This is a genomic window from Corallococcus terminator (genome assembly GCF_003611635.1).
Taxonomy (GTDB): Bacteria; Myxococcota; Myxococcia; order Myxococcales; family Myxococcaceae; genus Corallococcus; species Corallococcus terminator.
The window spans coordinates 1-18380 of the sequence record NZ_RAVZ01000027.1; the positions used below are offsets into that span (position 1 = coordinate 1).

An 18380-nucleotide genomic window follows, 5' to 3' on the forward strand; every position below is an offset into this window, starting at 1 on the left:
CCATCCCCTCCACCATCGACTCCAGGTACTCGCGCAGCTCTCTGTCCAGCTTGCGCATCTGTGCAGGGGTCATGACCTCGACGTAGATCATGCCCCTCGACTCGACGCAACTGACTGAGTAGTACTAGCAGGCTGCTGAAAAACTCCGGTGCGGGGTCGACCTCCCGCACCGGGGCATGATCTCCTCCTGACCTGGAGGGTTGCGGACATGCGTGGAGAGGTCAGGGGTCAGTCGAGCTTCAGCTTGGTGCAGCCGGCGCAGCGGGTGCCCCAGGGCCACCCCATCCGGCGCATCAAGGCGCTCGCGGATGCCCAGCTCAAAGAGCTCTCGCCCGTCTTCGACGCCATGTACTCGGGCACGGGGCGTCCGGGGATTCCGCCGGAAGCGCTGCTCAAGGCGTGCCTGCTCATCGCGCTCTACAGCGTGCGCAGCGAGCGGCAGTTCTGCGAGCGGCTGGAGTACGACCTGCTCTTTCGCTTCTTCTTGGACATGAGCCTGGACGAGCCGAGCTTCGATGCGTCGAGCTTCGCGAAGAACAAGCAGCGGCTGCTGAAGGCCGACGCGGCTCGACGTTTCCTCGACGTTTCTTCGAGGGCGTGGTGGGCCAGGCCAAGGGCCAGGGGCTGATGTCGGCGGAGCACTTCACGGTGGATGGCACGCTCATCGAGGCGTGGGCCGGCGTGAAGTCCTTCAAGAAGAAGGGCGACAAGGATGAGGGGCCTCCGGACGACAAGGGCAACCCTACCGTCAACTTCCACGGGGAGAAGCGCGGCAACGCCACGCACGAGTCGACGACGGACCCGGAGTCGAGGCTGGCGCGCAAAGGAGGCAACGGCGCGAAGCTCTCCTACTCGGCCAGCGTGCTGATGGAGAACCGCACCGGGCTGGTGGCGGACATCACGGTGGAGTTGGCGACGGGCGAAGCGGAGTGGGTGGGAGCGCTGCGGATGCTCGACCGGCAGAAACAGAGGGGGCTGGTGCCCACGACGCTGGGGGCGGATGCCGGATACGACGTGCAGCGCTTCGTGGATGCCACGCGCGAGCGCGGGGTGACACCCCATGTGGCCCAGACGCGCGACGTGCGCCGCGCCAGCCGCGTCGACGGACGCACAACACGCCACGGAGGCTATGCCCTGAGCCAGCGCGCCAGAAAGCGAGTCGAGGAGATATTCGGCTGGATGAAGACGGTGGGCGGCTTCAGGAAGACACGCTACCGAGGCCAGGCGAGGACGGGCCTGTGGGCCTACTTCGTCGCCGCCGCCTACAACCTGACACGCATGGCCCGACTCATGCCCGCCTGACACGCCGCGCGCCTGCCGGGCAGCAGTTCGCCCCGGTGGGCCTGGGGACGGGGCTGCAACCGCCGCAGGGCGCCTCCCTGGTCGTCAGAAAACCGCTCGAAAACCTCTCATTGACGAGCCGGACCCGCGTGGAGCAGCGCGTCCGGCCCGAAACCGACTTCTTCAGCAGCCTGCTAGGGCAGCATGGTGATGCGATTGAGCGCGGGGGCGGGCAAGGGGCTCGCCTGGCTGCTGTGTGCCTTCAGGTATGCCTCCAGCGCGTCGCTGTCCACGGCGCCACCCAGCCGGTTCGTCCCCTCGGCGAACACCTGGAAGCCATCACCCCCACTCGCGAGGTAGTTGTTCGCGGTGACGCGGTAGTTCGCCGCCGGGTCCACCGTCACGCCGTTGATCCGGATGGACGCCGGGTCAACGCGGCTTCCGACGGGCGCCGACGCGCTGAACGCATAGGTGAAGCCCGCCGACGGAAGCTGCATGAGGGTGGCTCCCGACGGCCGCCACTGCCGCTCCAGCAGTTGCTCGATTTGCGCGCCCGTCAGCGTCAGGGTGACCAGGCTGTTGCCGAACGGCTGCGTGGTGAAGGCCTCGCCGTAGGTGACCTCGCCCTGGGCGATGTCCGCGCGCACGCCGCCCGGGTTCATGAAGGCCACCTGCGCCCCACCCAGGTTCGCGGGCTTCGTCGCCTCCAGATGCGAGTCCGCGATGACGAAGCCCAGGGTGGACTGGCCCACGGAGTCCGACTGTGTCCTGAGCGTCTGCGACACCCAGCCGATGACCCGGTTGGCCCTCGGCGTGACGAGCTCCTGGTACTTCGTCACCAGCTCCTTCACCGCGCCGACCTCCTGCACGTCGCGAGTGACGATGATGTTGTTCGCTCGCGCCTCCACGACGTCGCCCGTCACCTTGCTCAACGTCAGGTCGATGTCCGTGACGAGCTGCCCCATCGACGAGGCGCTCGTGACGACCTTGCCATCGATGACGCAGTTGTAGGCCTGATGCGTGTGGCCGCTGACGATGACATCCACCGCGTCGTTGAGGCCCTTGGCCACGCCCACGATGGCACCTGAGATGAGGCCGTCCGCACCCGCGCCCTTGCATTCGTTCACCAGCGAGCCCGAGGTCGGAATTCCGCCCTGGTGCACCACCACGATGATGGCTTCGATGCCCTGCCGCCGCAGCTCCGGCACCAGCGCGTTCACCGTCTGCACTTCGTCCTTGAAGGTGAGCCCCGCCACGCCCGTGGGCGTGACGATTTCCGGCGTGCCCTCCAACGTCATGCCGATGAAGGCCACCTTCACGCCCTCGAACTCGCGCACGTCGTAGCGGGGGAACAGCGTGCGGTCCACGCCCGTGGCCACGTTGGCCGCCAGGAACTTGAACTTCGCGCCCGGGAAGCCATCCCCGTCCAGGCAGCCATCCACCGGGTGGCAGCCGCCCGACTGCATGCGCAACAGCTCCGTGCTGCCCTCGTCGAACTCGTGGTTGCCCACCGCGACCAGGTCCAGGCCAATCAGGTTCATCGCCTCGACGGTGGGCTCGTCGTGGAAGAGCCCCGACAGCAGCGGGGAGGCGCCGATGAGGTCTCCCGCCGCTACCACCACCGTGTTCGGATTGGCGGCCCGCAGGGCCGCGATGTGCCGGGCGAAGTACGTCACGCCGCCCGCGTTCACCCGCACCGGTCCACCGTCGGGGGCCACACCCGTCAGAATCTGGCCCGCGGGCTCCTCGAGCTGCCCGTGGAAGTCATTGAACGCGAGCACCTGCACGCTCACCGTGGTGGGACCCGAGTCGGGAGTCCCCGCGTCGGGTCTCCCCGCGTCGGGCGTCCCCGCGTCCGTGCCGGAATCCGGGGTCGGCACCTGGACGGAATGCTGCTCACAGCGCTTGTCCTCGCAGACCCACTCCGTGTTCGAAGCCGGCGGTCCCTTGTCTTCACGGCAGTCGGCGGCGTCCTGGCACTCGTCACCTCCGCAGCCGCCCTGGGCGAAGAGGAACATGCCGGTGACGAACGCTCCGGCGAGCAGGAAGACGCTGGGACGCGCTTCCAGCAGTGACGAGCGCGGTGTGGCTTGTGGCATCGACGGAACTCCAACGAACAAAGAGGAAGAACCTACTCTGGTTCGTGGACGATGGCGCGACTTCATGGCGGCACGGTGAAGCTCGCGCCCCGACTTCGTCTCGACACGGGTCTGCGGCTGCCGCCCGTACTCATGGCGCGGATGGCGGCGCTTCGTTGCCACACAGCAGCAACTCCGCGGGACCTCCGGTGCGACCCACCAGGACGGCCACCTGACCGTGCGCGCGACCGAAGCGCTCCGCCTCTCCGCGCCAGGCGAAGCCAGTCTCGGACGACACCGCCGGGACAGCTACGGGGCCACGCAGGTAGACGGTGCGCACCGGCAGGCCCTCATGGGCCTCGCGTTGACCTGCCTCTTCGATTCCGACCCGTGAGCCCTCGGCCTCCAAGAGCAAACCGAAGATGACGGCGTAGCGCGCGGCCTCCCTGCTCCACATGCTCTCCGACGACTTGTCGAGCTGAGAGAAGTCTGCGGGGGCTCGACGCGTACTCACTCCCTGTTGTTCGCCATGCTAGCGCCCCTGCATGGATTCGACCCTGTCAAAGAGGGGCGCCAGCGCGCGTTCCATGGCGTTGGCGGTCGCATCGCCGCTCTGGTTGGTGATGATGAACACCCCCAACTGATACTTCGGCACGAGGTAGAGATAGCATTGCGCGCGAGGCACGCCGCCGTGATGCACGTAGTGGGTGCCCAACTGGCTGCTCTGGCCGATGTTCCAGAAATAGCCAATGCTGAAGTCCTCCGCGAAACGCACCAGCGGCTTGTGTGACTCTGTCACCGCGGGATGGTTGCTCAACTGCAAGCGCAAGTACTTCACCATCTCCGGCATCGTCGCCTTCAAGGCTCCCGCCGCGCCCCAGGGCAGGAGTGGCATCGGCGTGGTGCCGACCGGGTTGTCGCTGTGGTAGCCAGGAGCCAAGCGGTTGGCGTCCTGGGCACGCAGGCGCAGCCACGTGTCGTGCATACCGGCTTCCCGCGCCAGGAACTCCGCGAGCAACGACTCGTAGGGAGCCCCGTGGATCTTCTCAAGGGTGTGCGCGACCAACTCGGTGCCGGCGCTCGAGTAAGCATAGTCCTTGCCGAGCGGGCCCTTGATGCTGACGGTGTGCAGGTCCTGCCAGAACCGCGGCTGCCCGTAGTCCGCATAGGCGGCATTGAGCTTTGCCGGGGTGGCATGCGCAGTGAAGTCCCTCAACACCTCATTCACTTGCAGTGGCAACATCCCCGGCATGCCGCTGGTGTGTGTGACCAGATGGCGCAGACGGATCGGCCCGCCGTCTGACTGAAGGTTCGGATAGGCGGACGGCAGATACTTTTGTATCGGGTCGTCGAGGGTCGCCTTGCCTTCGAGGACAGCGTTTGCCAACAGCAGGCCGACGAAGGTCTTGCTGACCGACCCTATCTCATAGAGGGTCGAATCATCGGGCGGATTGGACTTGCCGGTCTCCAGCTCACCCCGATGCAGGATGAACTCCTCACCGCGATAGACCACTGCGATCGACGTTGCGTGCAGCAGTCGTGACTGCAGCAGGGTCGTCGCGGCTTGGTTCATTGCCGTGGGGATATCGCGGGCGGGTGCAGGGCCCGTCGTCTTGCAAGCGGCCAGCACCAGCATCATTCCAGCAATGGCTACGGAGAGTTTGTTCATCAGGCGCATCGTCCAAAGGGGATGGGCACTCTCGCACGCCCCCCAGGTCGGAGCCAGACACGCGAGGCCTGTGCCTACCCCAAATTCGGTCGCTGCGTCATGAAACCGTTGAGGCGGGTGAGCGAGGCGCGCACGGTCGTCGACTTTCGGTGCAGGCGAGGCAGGCGCGGATTCGGGGCCGTGCCGGAAGCAGCGCCGGGCCGAACCGGGTGCTCCGACCTCATCAACTCGACAGCACGACGCTCATCGCATGCGGCAGCGCTACAGGAACTCGTCCCCTCCCCCGGTCTCCGGCTCCTGTGCGGAGAGGAGAACATCCCCGGGCCGCTGCTCCACGCGGAGGCCCAGGCCCATGGCCGTCAACTCCTCGAGCGCGGCGAGGGCCTCCATGACGGGCTGGACATCGGCAACCCGGGCAGGCACGGCGATGCGCTCGAGACGCGAGCCCACCCGCTCCAGCACCGCGTGCGGGGGGAGTGCCTCGATGTATCGGCCATACAGATAGGCGGGCGCGCTCAGATGGGCGACCTCCGAGGGCGAGACGGTCGCGACATACGTATCGAAGCGCGCCCTCACCTCCTCCACCGAAGTGTCCTGCCGCCACAGGCCGAGCAGGGAGCGCAGGAAGTCCATCAACGGTTGCGACCGGGACGAGCCCATCTGGGCCGAGGCGACCGCCAGCGCCCGCTCGGCGCGTGCGGGGTCGGGCTCGACAAAGTACAGCGGCAGCACCTCCTCGATGCCTGGAGTGTAGAGGGGCTCGGCGAGTCGCTCCGGCGCACCCACGAACGAGCGCAGCGTCTCGGGTTCGAGCGGCTCACCCGCCAGCCAGCGGCACCACAGCGCCTCGAGCGAGCCTGCGGCGAGCGACGCGCGGCGCAGCAGATGGGGTCGTGCCTGCTCCACGCCTCCGAACAACAAGACGGTCACCAGGTCCTCGGCGCAAGGCCCCTCGGGGAACTCGAGCGCATCCGCCCCCGTCCAGCGCGCGTACCGTTTGCGCTTCAGGTCGCGCTGGACCTCGCGCGCCACCTCGCTCCATGCGGACCAGGGCACACCGAGCGCCGCGTAGTCCGTCCGGAGGCGCTCGTCCGCGGGGGCCGAGACCACGTTGGGGCGCTTCTTGAAGTCGGCCCGCACGCGCTTGAGTTCCTTCGCGAGCGCGGGCAGCTCCTCCGCCGGACAGCCACCGGTCAGGAGCCGGAGGTGGGAGACGGGAACGCCATGCAACTTGAGCAGCCAGGATTTGAACGCCGACCAGGCGGGTGCGGAGAGGTGTCGGAATTCCACGGTCTGTCCTCGATCAGGCGCCAGGCCCACTCCCCCGCGATGGGTCGTCGGGCCATGTGGCCTGCTCTGTCATGATAACTTCAGCAAGGGACGCATCCCCCGGCCATCCCATCCCCACGCCTGTGCCAGACCCGGCCGCTGCAAGGAGAGCCTGAGACTGGCAGGTGTGCCGCCCAGCGGCGCTCACGGCCGTATGCCATTGAGCGCGAGACGCAGCACCCGGCGCGCGGTGAGCGGATCGTCTTCGTTGGCGACGGCAATCGAATTCGCCAGGGTTATCAGATCCTCCGACGTGGCGCCGGAGTGAAGCACGCCCGCCGATGACGCCCGGACGACCAGGACGTTCAACACGTCGAGCAGCATGTCGGTACAGCAGATCTCTTCGGCGGAGAGGCCATCCGGGCCGGCCAGCAGCGCAGTGGCGAGCCCCCGGTGGGTCGCGGTGTAGACCGTCAATTCCTCGAGCCAGGACGCCAACTCGGCGGCGGGCTCCTTGCCCGGTTGCGCGGCGGCCCGCGCACACAATTGCGCGACACCCTCGCGAAAGACCGCCTCCAGCAGCGCCTGCCGCGACGGGAAGTGCCGGTGCAGGGTCGCCGAGCCGACCCCCGCCCGCCGCGAGATCTCCTCCAGCGACACCTGCGCGCCATCTCTGCCGACCAGCTCCGCGGCGACCGCGACAATCCGCTCCCGGTTGCGTCGCCCATCCGCCCGCAACGGCTTCACCTGCTCCACGGCGCGCTCCTCCTCATGAGCCCCTTGCTTGACAAACGGGGTACCCCTCCGTATCTAACCACGAAAATAAGCGGTGGGGTCCCCCACTTACAAAGGAGCTGCCCATGAGTCGCGGAAATCCCGTCCTCGTCACCGCCGCCACCGGACGCCAGGGCGGCGCTACCGCTCGGGCGCTGCTGGCCGGGGGCAACACTCCGGTGCGCGTGATGGTGCGCAACCCGGAGGCGGCGAACGCCAGGGCCCTCGCGGCGGCTGGCGCCGAGGTCGTCGTCGGGGACCTCGACGATCCGGCCTCGTTGCGCGCCGCCTGCGCCGGAGCGCGGGCGGTCTTCTCGATGCAGGCCCCCATCGTCTCCGCGACCGGTATCGACTTCAGCAAGGAGCGCCAGCAAGGGAGGAACCTCGTCGAGGCCGCGCTTGCCGAGGGCGTCGAGACGTTCGTGCACACGGCGACGACTGGCGTTGGCACCCACCGCAACGTCGAGGGCTGGGCGGAGGGGCGCTGGAGCGCGCACGAGACGTACTGGGAGAACAAGCTCGCCACCTGCGAACTCGTACGCAGCGCGGGCTTCAAGCACTGGACCCTCATCCTGCCCGCCACCTTCATGGATCACGCCATGTTGGATCCCGCCGGGTTCGTCGACGGGCGCCGACTGCTCACGGTGATCAAGACCGAACGGCCCCTCGCGTGGATCGCGCCAGAAGACGTCGGTCAGGCAGCCGCGGCGGCGCTCAACGATCCCGCGACGTTCAGCGGCGTGACGCTAGAGCTCGCGGGTGACGTGCTCACGCTTCCTCAAGTCGCAGAGATCCTCTCGCGCCTCGACGGCAAGGAGTATGAGGTCCAGTCAAGCACGGTCGAGGAGGCCGTCGCGGCCGGCCTGCATCCCGACGTGGCGCGGGGCTTGACCTACATGAACGTCGCCCCGCTGCTGGCACGACCCGAAATCGCACGCGCCTACGGCCTTTCGCCCACGAGCTTCGAGACGTGGGCGCGGCAACGTCGCGAGAGGACCTGACCGCATTCCTCCAATGTCTACCCAAGGCGACCAGCGCCGCGGCACTCGCGGCCAGCGCTTCGCCCCTGGGTCTCCGCGCCCCAGGCCATGATGGCGAGAAGCCGCCTTATCCAGTCTTGCGCGACAGGAAGTAGACGTTCTCGCCTGGGTCCGTGTGCGTCGCGTCCAGCGTGAGCCCGTGCGCGCGCAGCAGGTCGCGATACCCGTCGACGCTGTACGAATGATAGCGGAACGGCACGCCATTCATCGGCTCGCCGTCGAGGGAGCCGTGGACGTCGCCCGAGGTGAAGAGGAACGCGGCGTCAGGTTTCAATGCCCTCGCAATACTGGCGATCGCCTGCTCCTGCTCTTCGTGGCGCAGGTGGAACAGGACTCCCCACGCAATCGCGGCGTCGAACGTCCGCGCCTGAAGCTCACACGACTGGATGGGCGCACAGATCACCGGCACGTGGGGGAAGTTCGCTTGAAATCGCGCCAGCAGCTCGCGGGAGCTATCCACTCCCATCACGTGGCAGCCGTGCTCCAGCAGCACCCGCGTCAGCGGCAGTCCCGTGCCGCAGCCGACGTCCAGCACCAAGGCGCCGGCCGGAAGTGAGGCCGCGAGCGCGGTCACTTCCGGGACGCCCATGAGCCCTGTGCGGTGGGATGCATACCAGTCCGCGATCAAATCGTACTCGTGCACGCGTCAGCCTCCTCCTGGGCGGGCTCGAGGCGCTCGGCCCCCAGGGGTGATGGGGTCAGATGTCCAGCCGCCAGAGCTGGTTGTCCGCCGACCCGTTGCGATGCATGGGGAAGGTGATGAGCCGCCCCGAGCCATCCGTCCTGCCGCCCTCGATATCCAGCACAAGGCCGTTGAGCTTGCTCTGGATGAAGTAGGTGCCGCGGACGCGACCGGGCACGAGCTGCCACACCTGATTGAGTCCGCCGTGGGCCTCCCAGGTGATCACGCGGGTTCCCGCGGCCTCGTTGGCCCCCTCCACGTCGAGCACGAGCCCGTTGAGCCGGCTGCGGATGAGGTAGCCGCCTTGCGTGGGCACCAACTCCCACATCTGGTTGTCATTGCCCTCTCGGTTGGACTTGGCCCGGAAGGCGACGAGCCCCGCGCCGGGCGAGCGGTTGGCACCCTCGATGTCGATGACGAGCCCCGCGAGCTTGCTGCGGATGGAGGTGCTGCGCTGGGGACGCGTCCCTCCCCGGCCAGGCTCCCACCCCGAACGCCCAGGAGGCGGAGGGGGCGGCGCGGGGCGCGCCTCGCCCTGACACCAGCCCGCGGGGCTGCACGTGCGTGCGCCATCGCACTGCGAGGCATCGTGGCAGCGGTTGGGCCCGGAGCGGTTGCGCGACTCGTCCCAGCGGTAGTTCGGGCCCGGCCCCGCCGCCGCCGTCAGCGGCAGGAGCAACAGCGCGAGCGCTGCCCATCCCCTGCCCTTCGCGGACGATCGGTTTTCACGCGCACGACCAGCCTCGGAGCCACTGCGAACCGCGAACATGGGACTTCTCCTTTTCATTGAGGTCTCCAGCGGAGTGTCAGCTCTCGCCGCCCTCTCGCACTGTGTCCTTCATGACGGGGAGCCGGGAATTTCATTCACTTCGCCGGGAGACCCAAGGAACCGGTACGGAGGCCGCCGTCCCCCAGCGCGTCCACCTCCACACGTCCACGTAGGCGCTCCCAGCAGCCACCAGCGCAGTGAGGAGCGCCGTCAACAGCATCCGGGCCAAGGATCGCCTGAAGCGCGCTCGTGCATCACCACCGTCGGCGAACGGTCGCCTTGGGGCCGGTCACCAAACTCGCCGCGGGCACGTCGTCGACGACGACCGCCCCGGCCGCGACCACGGCGTCACGCCCGATACGGACCCCGGGCATGATCGTCGCGCCCGCGCCGATCCACACGTTCTCCGCCACATCGATGGGTGCGCCCGTGAGGTACAGCCGCCGCTCACCCGGGTCGACCGGATGGCTGACGGTGATGAACGTGGCCTTCGGGCCGACCATCACACCTTCGCCCAGCCGAATGCCGGCGTAGTCCAGGAACGTGCAGCCCTGATTGATGAACACACGCTCGGAAAGGTCCAGATGAAGGCCGTGGTCCGTGTAGAAGGGCGGATAGATCGTGACCCTTCTCGGGAGCGGTCGGCCCAGGATCTGCTCGAACAGCGCTGCCTTGCCCACCTCGTCCTCGAAAGGCAGGACGTTGAGGCGCGACGTCAGCTCGGTGACCCGCAGCACCCTCTGACTCATCGCCGTGAACTCAGGGCTCAGAACCCTCTCCCCGCTCGCTTGGGACTCAGGGCTGTGGATGCGCATGAGACGGTCAATGGGCATTCCACGAGCTTCGCGCCCTCCCCACACGCACGTCCAGCGCCTTTGCTCGCCTCTCGGTCGCCGATGACAGTGTCTCGCCCATGCGCCTGCGGCGAGCGCGGCCGCGAGAATTCGGGCTTGGATTGTTCGGATCCGCGGGTTCGAATCCCGTCGGGGACAACCTGGGGAGCCCAGCAACCTCAAGGAGTTGCTGGGCTTTTCTATCGCCCCCGGTCCAGCCGGGAGGGCAGCGGTCGATTTCATGCAACGGTGTCGCCCGGCCTGTCTCTTCCCGTCAGGAGGGGGCGTTCATGCCCCCCGTGACTCCTCGGGATGACGACATGACGGCGACGACGCGGTACCTGGTGCTTCTCTCCATGCTGGCGGTGGGCTGTGGTGGCTCGAACGAAGACGAAGTGGACGAGGACACCAACTCGTTCCCGGAGACCCTTGAGTGTGGCGACATAAGCTGCAAGCGCGCCACCCAATACTGCGCGACCATCGTCACCGATGTGACGAGCCATCTATGTCTGGAGAAGAAGGCGAGCTGCAAGGGCTGCGATTGCGTGAATCTGGACACAGACCTCACCGCCCAGACCGGGCGCCAGGACTGCACCGCGACCGCCAGATTGGATGTGTATTTCTCATGCGCCTACTATGACGATGTGGACTACATCAAGACCTCCTGCACAGTGCGCGCTCGCTGAGAGCATGAGACGGATGGGGACTCTACACGCGGTCCCCCGGCACCGAGCGGCAATTGCTCTTCGTCGCTCGACAGGTCTTCCGCGTTGTCCTTCAGGCGCTCCCACCCGTCGGTTTTCTCGTCGGGTCAAGCAAGGGTGGAAGCTGCGCCGCGCATTCGGGCACCCGGTAGAACGCAACGCTATTTCTTGCAGGTCGTCACCGGGTCGACCCTGGCCACGTCGGCGCCCCACAGGCAGACGACGCGATCCAAAGCCAGACCGCTGCGGGAGTTGCTGAAGAAGACGATGCCGTCGCCGGACTGCGGACGCATCAAGAAATTGGCGCGGAAGCCAGCCTGGTTGCGCCCGTCATGACCGACGGCGGTGCTGCCGTCGCCAAGGCGTTCGATGAAGTGGCCCAGGCCGTAGACCACCTCATCGGGCGCGCGCGGCGTGCTCAGTTCCGCGGGTGTGTACATCTGGGCCAGTCGCGCCTGGGTCAGTGGATGCGCGCCGGCGGTGTTCGCCATGCCGGCAATCATCCAGCGGGCGAAGTCGCGGACGGTGGTGGTCAGGGTCGAAGGCGCCTGCTCGACGTAGTAGCGCATCGGCACCGGCATGCCATCGTCGCCGTGTCCCTGCGCCGCGCCGGCCAGCACCTGCGGCGTCATGGCGACGCTGCTGTGTTTCATGCCCAGCGGCCGGAACACCAGCTCGCGCGCCAGGTCCGAATACTTGCGCCGCGTGGTCCGCTCGATGGCCAACTGCATCAGGGTGTAGCCGCCGCCGGAGTATTGGAACTTCACGCCGACCGGCGCGAACAATTCCACCGCGCCGCGTCCATTCGTCTTGCCGGCCAGCGACTCCTCCAGGCTCGGCAGCTCCTTGAAATCGAGCCAGCCCTGATACCCGCCCAGGGTCGTGCCCGCGGTGTGCGACAGCAGGTGGCGGATCGTGATCAGGCGAGGGTCGAACGGGCTCTGAGCCAGCGGCCACGGCGACAGCACATCGGCCACCGACGCATCCAACTGCACGCGCCCCTGCTCGACCAAACGCATCGTCACCCAACTGGCGATTGGCTTGGCCAGCGAGGCGGCGGCGAACACCGTGCCGGACGTCACTGGCACCTTGCCCGCGTGGTCCGCGAAGCCGAAGCCCTTCGCGTAGACCAGCTTGCCTCCGACAATCAGCCCCACGGCCGCGCCTTGGATACGGGCTTCTTTCATGAGGGCCGGCACTTCGCGCTCGATGACCTGGGCGAACGGCGGTGGCGCGACGGCGGGCACGGAGAGGGGGCGCGGCCTGGCCTGAACGCCGCGATCGTCGCGGGCCTGGAAGGCATGGGGTTGCACCTGGAGGCTCTGGGCCTGGGCGAGGGACAGCGGAAGGATGAGGCAGAGCAGGAGCACGGCACGCATGGGCGTTCCTCCGAAGGGGGACGGAGAAGAGGATGCGGTGGCCGGCGCGGCGCGTAGGGGTGCGCGTCGCCCAACGTCTCGCGGCGTCGCTGGAATGCGCGTGGGGCGGCGCCGCGCTACGTATGCTGAGGCCCATGACGTCGTCCGCCCTCTTCGCGGGATGCCTTGCGCTCTCGCTCGCCGCCTCGGCCGCCCTGCCCTCCGCGCGGCAGGGACAGGTGCAGGTGCACGCGGAGGACCTCCCCGCGGAAGCAGCGCTTGCTGGGGACGCGCGGGGCTGGCGCACGGTGGAGAGCAGTCAGTTGAATGAGGGGACCGGCCCCTTCTGGCTGCGCACGCAGGTGGAGGTGCCCCCGCGTGAAGCCGGAGCCCCGACGCCTGCCCTCTCCCTGTCGGTGCTCGGGTCATGGGAGGCCTGGTGGGACGGCAGGCCCCTGGGGCGCAACGGTCAGGTGGGGCGGACACCCTCGGAGGAGGTACCAGGACGCGTCGATGCCCTGTTCCCGCTTCCGCCCGAATTCAGCGCGCCGGGCCCTCACGTGCTGACGATGCGCATCTCCGCGCACCGGCTCGGCTTCCAGCCCGTGGGCACCCTCCACCACCTGCAGGTGGGCGAGGCCGCGTCCCTCGCTCGGGCGCGGATGCTCGGCCTGGTGCCAGCCCTTTGCATGCTGGGCGCACTGGTGTTGATGGGGCTCTACCACCTCGCGCGCGTGCGGCTCGCTCACGGCGGGCTCGCCACGCTGCTGCTCGGCGTGCTGTGCCTCGCCGCCGCGGCGCTCGTCCTGCTGGAGGCGTGGCGCGGGCTCGCCAACTATCCCTATCCACAGCACGCAGTGCGGCTGCGACTGCAGGCGGCAGCCGTGCTGGCGGTGGCGGCACTGCTGCCAGCGACCGTGCACGCGGCCTTCGGCGAGCCACGCCGCTGGCTGCGGTGGATGGGACTCGGACTGGGGCTGCTCTCGCTCGTCTTCGTTCCGGGCTTCGATGGCAAGAACAGCATCGCGCTCGGGGCCTCGCTCGTCGTCTCCACGGCGCTCGCAGTGCGCGCGTGGCGGAGAGGGGAACCGTGGGGGGCCCTGGGCGCGCTGGTAGGGCTCGGTTTCGCCGGGGCGCTCTACCTGTTGGAACCCTGGGGCTTCTCCGAGCGCGGCTTCTTCCTCGCCTTCGGAGGGCTGTTGCTCTGCCTCACGGCGGTACATGCCCGGCAGCAGCGCCGTCAGCAGGAACGGCTGGAGAGCGCGACGCGCGCCGCGGAGCGCCTGCAACTGGAGCTGCTCAAGCGCAGCCTGCAACCGCACTTCTTGATGAACACGCTGGGCGCGCTGAGTGAGTGGGTGGAGACGGAGCCCGCGCAGGCCGTGCGCTTCATCGAGGCCCTGGGCTCGGTGTACCGGCACCTGCTTGCCGTCTCGGGTGAGCGCACCATTCCGCTCGTCCGCGAGCTCGAGTTGTGCCGCGCCCACCTGGACGTCATGGGCTGCCGGCAGGGCACGGCCTTCCACCTGGAGACCGAGGGCGTGGACCTGGAGGCCCCCGTCCCCCCTGCCCTGCTGCACACGCTGCTGGAGAACGCCTTCAGCCACAACCGCTACATCTCGCCCCACACCTTCCGGCTCCAGAGCAGCCTCATCGCCGAGGGCGCCCGGCCGCGGCGGCGCTACGTCTTCCTCGCCCCCCTGGGTACGGGCACACGCCAGGGGGGCGGTGAGGGCACCGGTTCGCGCTACCTGCGCGCGCGCCTGGAGGAGGCCTTCCCCGGTGCGTGGCGGCTCGAGGACGGGCCCACGGAGGATGGGTGGATGACGCGAGTGGAGGTGCCGGCGTGAGGCTGCTCATCGTGGAGGACGAGCCGCTGGCGGCGCGCCGCCTCGCTCGGCTGTGCGAGCAGCGGCTGGGGCCGGGCGCCCCGCCCCCGCGCGTGTGCGCGAGTCTGGACGAGGCGCGCGCGGTGCTGGCCGAGCGCGACGTGGACGTGCTGCTGCTGGACCTGAACCTCTCGGGCGAGGACGGCTTCGCGCTGCTCGCGGAGGCGGCCGCGGGCGCATTCCAGACGGTGGTGGTCTCCGCGAACACCGACCAGGCGCTGCGCGCCTTCGAGCTGGGGGTGCTGGACTTCGTGCCAAAGCCATACACGCCGGAGCGGCTCGCCCTTGCGCTCGCTCGCGTGGGAAGCCGCGCGGCCACTCCCTTGCGCACCCTCGCGGTGAGAAAGGGCGGAGGCGTGGTCCTCGTGCCCCTGGACTCCGTCGCGTACATCCAGGGCGCCGGAGACTACGCGGAGCTGGTCCTGCGCGAAGGCGGCACCGAGCTGAGCGAGAAGAGCCTGGAGCGGCTCGAGCAACTGCTCCCCGCCGACTTCCTCCGCATCCACCGCTCCTATCTCGTCCGCGTGACGGACATCCGCGAGCTCGTCGCCTCGGAGGGCTCGCGCACCGCGGTGGAGCTGCGGGACGGCACCCGGCTGCCGGTGGGCCGCAGCCGACTGGGAGCGCTGCGCAAGCGGCTGGAGGCGTAGGCGCCGCCGTTACCGGTGCCCGATACGGACGCCGCGAATGGCATCCGCACCGGAAGCATCTGGGGCTACGCCAGCGGGAGTGATCGGCGTCAGGGCTTCGCTTTGACTTCCAGCCGCTCATCGCGGAGCGCTTCGCCCTTCAGGAAGGCCTTCATCCGCTCAAGGATGCGCGGGTCCGACTGGAAGAGGCCGTCGTGTCCCGCGCCCACCAGCACCAGGTGAGCGGCCTGGGAGAGCCCGGGGCGCAGGGCCTCCGCGTTGTCCGGGCTCGTGCGTCCATCCAGGGTGCCGCTGATGAGGAGCACGGGCACCTCGGCCTTCAACGGACCGCGGAAGGACTCGCCCAGGTCGCCCACGCCGGGCACATCCCCTGCTCGCAGTGCTCCCGGGTTGGCGCTGCCACCAAGCAGTGCCTTCGCCGCCTCCCTCTGGATGAGGGCGTGTCGCGCCGGGCTCACGCCGGAGGCCGCGTCCATGGCGAGCGACATGGGCCCCAGCCACCCTTCGCGCAGTTGGCGCGCGAAGGGCGCCAGCGGCGCATAGTCCCCGGCCTCCAGCGCCGGAAGCAGGGTGAGGAAGCGCCGGAAGGTGGCGGGGTCTCGAAGGGACTCGAAGGTGGCGCGCTGAAGGTCGAAGTGGCTGACCCGCCAGGTGTGGCGCTCACCCTTCGCCGGGTCTGTGAGCGCGACGGTGCGGGGCTCGCGCTTCAGCGACTTCAACAGCTTCGCCAGCCGCGGTCTCAGGCCCGGCCCGCGCTCGCCTTCGGCGCGCAGAACGACCTCCCAGCGCTCGAGCAGGGCCTCCGCGTGGGCAGGCCGCTTCCAGGTGTCGTCCGGCCCCTCGATGCCGGCGAGGATGGCGTGGTCCACCCGCTGTCCGTGGCGCCGCAGGTAGGCGAGGCCCAGGTGGGTGCCGTAGCTGATGCCCCAGAGGTTGAGCTTCGGCGCGCCCAGCGCCTTGCGCAGCACCTCCAGGTCGTCGGCGCTCTCCTCCGTGGTGTAGGCGCCCAGATCCACGCCGGCCGTGGCCCAGGTCCGGCTCGCCTCGGCGGCGGCCTTCTTCACCGTGGTGGTGAGCAGCGCCTCGTCCATGCGCTGCTCGAGCGGGATGGCCCAGCGCTGCTCCAGATCTGGATGGGGGTCCGACTGGCCGGTGCCGCGTTGGTCCAGCGCGATGACGTCGGCCACCTCGCGCAGGGCGAGGAACAGCTCGAAGCGGACGTTGCGTGCGGCCTCGATACCGGAGCCGCCCGGGCCACCGGCCAGGTAGACGATGGGGGCCGCGGGAGAGGGGCTCGTGCTCTTGAAGCGCACGAAGCGCAGGGGCAGCCCCGGGCCCTCGGGGCGGGCGTGGCGCAGGGGCACGGTGACAGTGCCCAGCTCGGCTTGAACGCTGCGACCGTCGCGGGCCTGGAAGGCGTAGGGCTGCAATTGGAGGCTCTGGGCCTGGGCGAGGGACAGCGGAAGGATGAGGCAGAGCAGGAGCACGGCACGCATGGGCGTTCCTCCGGGAGAGGGGCTACCGCGAGGAGAATGCGGTGGCCGGCGCGGCGCGTGGGGTGCCGGTCGCCCAACGTCTCGCGGCGTCGCCGGAGTGCGCGTGGGGTGTGGTGTAGCCCCCTGAAGAGTCGGACAGGCTCGTTCGTCTAGAAGCGAGCCTGACGATGGAGAAGGAGCGGCATGAGGGTGCGCGGCGGGCGGGGAAGCGCGGACAGGCCGTCGTCACTCGTGGCCCCCGCGCGGCTTCCGAGCTCCAGGACGAGTCAGCGCTGATCGCCAGACTCGGATGCGCACACAGCGCACCCGCTCTTCCATGAACACCAGGAAAGCTCGCCCGGGGTCCGTCAGCGCTTCTCCAGGAGCGAGCGCGGGTCGAAGGTGACGCGAATGCGGGTGATGCGGCCGTTCTCGACGTGACTCCAGTTGGCCACCGGCACCGGAGCCTGTTCGGAGGGATGGATTTCAAACCAGGTCAGCACCTCGTCCCCATCCACGAAGCGGTGCAGCACCGTCACCTGGGGCGACACCTTCCACATGCCGTTGAGAAGTCCCTTCACGCAGGCCTCAGCGCCCTCCGCCGTGCCGAGCGCGCCCACGAAGCTCACATCGGGTGCGAGCGTGCTGCGCAACAGCGACTCGTCCTTCAGGCCCCACGCATCGAAGTACGCCTTCACCACTTCCACGGGACTCTTCACGTTCGACCTCCTGGGTGCTCGAGGGTGCGACCCTGCCCCCGAACGATGACAGCCCTGTGTCAGGTTTGCGCGGCCGCCGCCCTTCGGCCTGACGTCGAAGGGGCCATGGCCCCTGCCCCCGACAGGGTGATGGAGCGCCAGGGTCTCCGTCGGTGTATCTCTTCAAGCATGACCCCAGCCCCTTCCGAGGTCTCGCCCCCCAGCGCCGAGGCCCGTCCCGTGGAGTCCAGCGAGCGGCTGGCGCTTCTCGACACGCTGCGCGGCTTCGCCCTGTGCGGCGTGTTCATCTCCAATGTGATGGTGTGGTTCAGCGGCAGGGTGTTCCTGCCGCGAGAGCAGGTCCTCACGGCGATGAACAACGCGTCGCTCGCCGACACCGTCACGTAGCAGGCGTTCTCGGTACTGGTGGGCGGGAAGTTCATCACCCTCTTCTCGTTCCTCTTCGGCTTCGGCTTCGCGGTGCAGATGGGCCGCGCCGAGGCGCGAGGGGCCTCCATCACGCCGCTCTATGTCCGGCGGCTGGCGGTGATGCTGGTGATGGGGCTCGCCCACCTGTTCCTCCTCTGGTATGGCGACATCCTCAGCACGTACGCGGTGCTGGGATTGGGCCTGCTCCTGTTCCGGGGGCTCTCGAACCGGACGCTGCTCATCAATACATGGGCACACCCACGCCCCTCCGGCGCTGCGACTCGTCGGAGGAGCGCGACAGCCCGTCCGCCGTCAGTTGCCGCGGTAGGTGGTGTCGAGGATGCCGACGCCCGCGCCTTCCACGTACAGGCCGACGCGCGTGCCCTGCGTGGCGGCCTGGGTGGCGCGCTCGAACAGGCCCAGGCGCTCGGCCTCGCTGTACTGGTAGCCGGCGGACGAGGCGCCCGAGCCCAGGTAGTAGTAGTTGCCGACGACGCTCCCTGTGCAGTTCGCCCCCGTGTTCACCTGCATGACCACGTAGCCCTGGCCGTAGAAGACGTTGGGTTGCCGGGTGTACGTCGCCGCGCAGACGTAGCCATTCACGGTGATGGGTGCCGCCAGGGCCGTGCTGGCAAACCCTACCGACATCATCACCGCCGAAACAAAGATGGCCGCTCGCGTCATGGTGTTATCCCCTTGTGCTTGTTGGTTGAGGTTGAGGCCTCCGCGCCCAGGAGGGGCGTGGGGCTCCGGAAATCGCTTCTGCATTTCCGCACGCAATA

General features: G+C 68.6%; 16 protein-coding genes and 2 pseudogenes. 6 read left to right on the top strand and 12 right to left on the bottom strand.

From position 1 onward, the window contains the following. The first annotated feature begins 208 nt into the window (after positions 1-208). Positions 209-1302, top strand: a pseudogene (locus D7V88_RS06370) (IS5 family transposase). Between the two features lie 173 nt (positions 1303-1475). Here D7V88_RS06370 and D7V88_RS06375 read toward each other — a convergent pair. The 5 genes from D7V88_RS06375 to D7V88_RS06395 form a co-directional block, all read right to left on the bottom strand. Further along, positions 1476-3380, bottom strand: coding sequence for a bifunctional metallophosphatase/5'-nucleotidase (locus tag D7V88_RS06375; protein ID WP_120539707.1), 1905 nt, complete (start codon positions 3378-3380; stop codon positions 1476-1478). 130 nt (positions 3381-3510) lie between these two features. Beyond that, a complete protein-coding gene (locus D7V88_RS44285; protein ID WP_244238020.1) occupies positions 3511-3873 on the bottom strand; it encodes a hypothetical protein in 363 nt (120 codons plus the stop codon). Positions 3874-3891: 18 nt separating this feature from the next. After that, entirely contained in the window at positions 3892-5028 is a 1137-nt protein-coding gene (locus D7V88_RS06385) for a serine hydrolase domain-containing protein (protein ID WP_120539742.1), read from the bottom strand. A 261-nt stretch (positions 5029-5289) separates the two neighbouring features. Then, positions 5290-6318: a hypothetical protein gene (locus D7V88_RS06390; protein WP_120539708.1), complete on the bottom strand. Its 1029-nt coding sequence runs from the start codon at positions 6316-6318 to the stop codon at positions 5290-5292. Positions 6319-6501: 183 nt separating this feature from the next. Continuing rightward, positions 6502-7053: a TetR/AcrR family transcriptional regulator gene (locus D7V88_RS06395; protein ID WP_120539709.1), complete on the bottom strand. Its 552-nt coding sequence runs from the start codon at positions 7051-7053 to the stop codon at positions 6502-6504. Between the two features lie 104 nt (positions 7054-7157). On the opposite strand from D7V88_RS06395, the gene D7V88_RS06400 reads away from it, so the two are divergent. Beyond that, positions 7158-8072, top strand: coding sequence for an NmrA family NAD(P)-binding protein (locus tag D7V88_RS06400; RefSeq protein WP_120539710.1), 915 nt, complete (start codon positions 7158-7160; stop codon positions 8070-8072). A gap of 106 nt (positions 8073-8178) precedes the next feature. Here the strand turns inward: D7V88_RS06400 and D7V88_RS06405 are convergent, their stop codons facing one another. From D7V88_RS06405 to D7V88_RS06415, 3 genes are all read right to left on the bottom strand, one after another. After that, positions 8179-8754 (bottom strand): class I SAM-dependent DNA methyltransferase, encoded by a 576-nt coding sequence (locus D7V88_RS06405; protein WP_120539711.1) that lies wholly within the window; start codon positions 8752-8754, stop codon positions 8179-8181. A 55-nt stretch (positions 8755-8809) separates the two neighbouring features. Continuing rightward, positions 8810-9562, bottom strand: coding sequence for an RICIN domain-containing protein (locus D7V88_RS06410; protein WP_158625015.1), 753 nt, complete (start codon positions 9560-9562; stop codon positions 8810-8812). Positions 9563-9816: 254 nt separating this feature from the next. Beyond that, positions 9817-10299: a DapH/DapD/GlmU-related protein gene (locus D7V88_RS06415; RefSeq protein ID WP_244238021.1), complete on the bottom strand. Its 483-nt coding sequence runs from the start codon at positions 10297-10299 to the stop codon at positions 9817-9819. A 416-nt stretch (positions 10300-10715) separates the two neighbouring features. Between D7V88_RS06415 and D7V88_RS06420 the strand changes: the two genes are divergently transcribed. Further along, complete coding sequence (locus tag D7V88_RS06420) at positions 10716-11081, top strand: hypothetical protein (protein WP_167509817.1); 366 nt, start codon at positions 10716-10718, stop codon at positions 11079-11081. Between the two features lie 179 nt (positions 11082-11260). Here the strand turns inward: D7V88_RS06420 and D7V88_RS06425 are convergent, their stop codons facing one another. Further along, complete coding sequence (locus tag D7V88_RS06425) at positions 11261-12478, bottom strand: serine hydrolase domain-containing protein (protein ID WP_120539715.1); 1218 nt, start codon at positions 12476-12478, stop codon at positions 11261-11263. A 134-nt stretch (positions 12479-12612) separates the two neighbouring features. Between D7V88_RS06425 and D7V88_RS45080 the strand changes: the two genes are divergently transcribed. Continuing rightward, positions 12613-14307, top strand: a complete 1695-nt coding sequence (locus D7V88_RS45080; protein WP_158625016.1) for a histidine kinase — start codon at positions 12613-12615, stop codon at positions 14305-14307. Continuing rightward, the gene (locus tag D7V88_RS06435) at positions 14304-14996 is read left to right on the top strand and encodes a LytR/AlgR family response regulator transcription factor (protein ID WP_120539717.1); all 693 of its coding nucleotides are present in this window, start codon (positions 14304-14306) and stop codon (positions 14994-14996) included. The genes D7V88_RS45080 and D7V88_RS06435 overlap by 4 nt, the downstream gene beginning before the upstream one ends. An 89-nt stretch (positions 14997-15085) precedes the next feature. Here D7V88_RS06435 and D7V88_RS06440 read toward each other — a convergent pair whose 3' ends face one another. Continuing rightward, a complete protein-coding gene (locus D7V88_RS06440; protein ID WP_120539718.1) occupies positions 15086-16492 on the bottom strand; it encodes an alpha/beta fold hydrolase in 1407 nt (468 codons plus the stop codon). 347 nt (positions 16493-16839) lie between these two features. Next, positions 16840-17190 carry a nuclear transport factor 2 family protein gene (locus D7V88_RS06445; protein WP_120539719.1) on the bottom strand — a complete coding sequence of 117 codons (351 nt, stop codon included), beginning with the start codon at positions 17188-17190 and terminating at the stop codon, positions 16840-16842. A gap of 168 nt (positions 17191-17358) precedes the next feature. Here D7V88_RS06445 and D7V88_RS45460 point away from each other — a divergent pair. Further along, positions 17359-17841 (top strand): annotated as a pseudogene (locus D7V88_RS45460) (DUF418 domain-containing protein); the annotation flags it as partial. Between the two features lie 69 nt (positions 17842-17910). Here D7V88_RS45460 and D7V88_RS06455 read toward each other — a convergent pair. Continuing rightward, positions 17911-18282: a hypothetical protein gene (locus D7V88_RS06455; RefSeq protein WP_120539720.1), complete on the bottom strand. Its 372-nt coding sequence runs from the start codon at positions 18280-18282 to the stop codon at positions 17911-17913. Positions 18283-18380: the final 98 nt, after the last annotated feature.

Coding starts and splice junctions, on each gene's coding strand:
- D7V88_RS06375 (WP_120539707.1), bottom strand. CDS start 3,380: ATGCCACAAGCCACACCGCGCTCGTCACTGCTGGAAGCGCGTCCCAGC.
- D7V88_RS06385 (WP_120539742.1), bottom strand. CDS start 5,028: ATGAACAAACTCTCCGTAGCCATTGCTGGAATGATGCTGGTGCTGGCC.
- D7V88_RS06400 (WP_120539710.1), top strand. CDS start 7,158: ATGAGTCGCGGAAATCCCGTCCTCGTCACCGCCGCCACCGGACGCCAG.
- D7V88_RS06410 (WP_158625015.1), bottom strand. CDS start 9,562: ATGTTCGCGGTTCGCAGTGGCTCCGAGGCTGGTCGTGCGCGTGAAAAC.
- D7V88_RS06420 (WP_167509817.1), top strand. CDS start 10,716: ATGACGGCGACGACGCGGTACCTGGTGCTTCTCTCCATGCTGGCGGTG.
- D7V88_RS06425 (WP_120539715.1), bottom strand. CDS start 12,478: ATGCGTGCCGTGCTCCTGCTCTGCCTCATCCTTCCGCTGTCCCTCGCC.
- D7V88_RS45080 (WP_158625016.1), top strand. CDS start 12,613: ATGACGTCGTCCGCCCTCTTCGCGGGATGCCTTGCGCTCTCGCTCGCC.
- D7V88_RS06440 (WP_120539718.1), bottom strand. CDS start 16,492: ATGCGTGCCGTGCTCCTGCTCTGCCTCATCCTTCCGCTGTCCCTCGCC.
- D7V88_RS06455 (WP_120539720.1), bottom strand. CDS start 18,282: ATGACGCGAGCGGCCATCTTTGTTTCGGCGGTGATGATGTCGGTAGGG.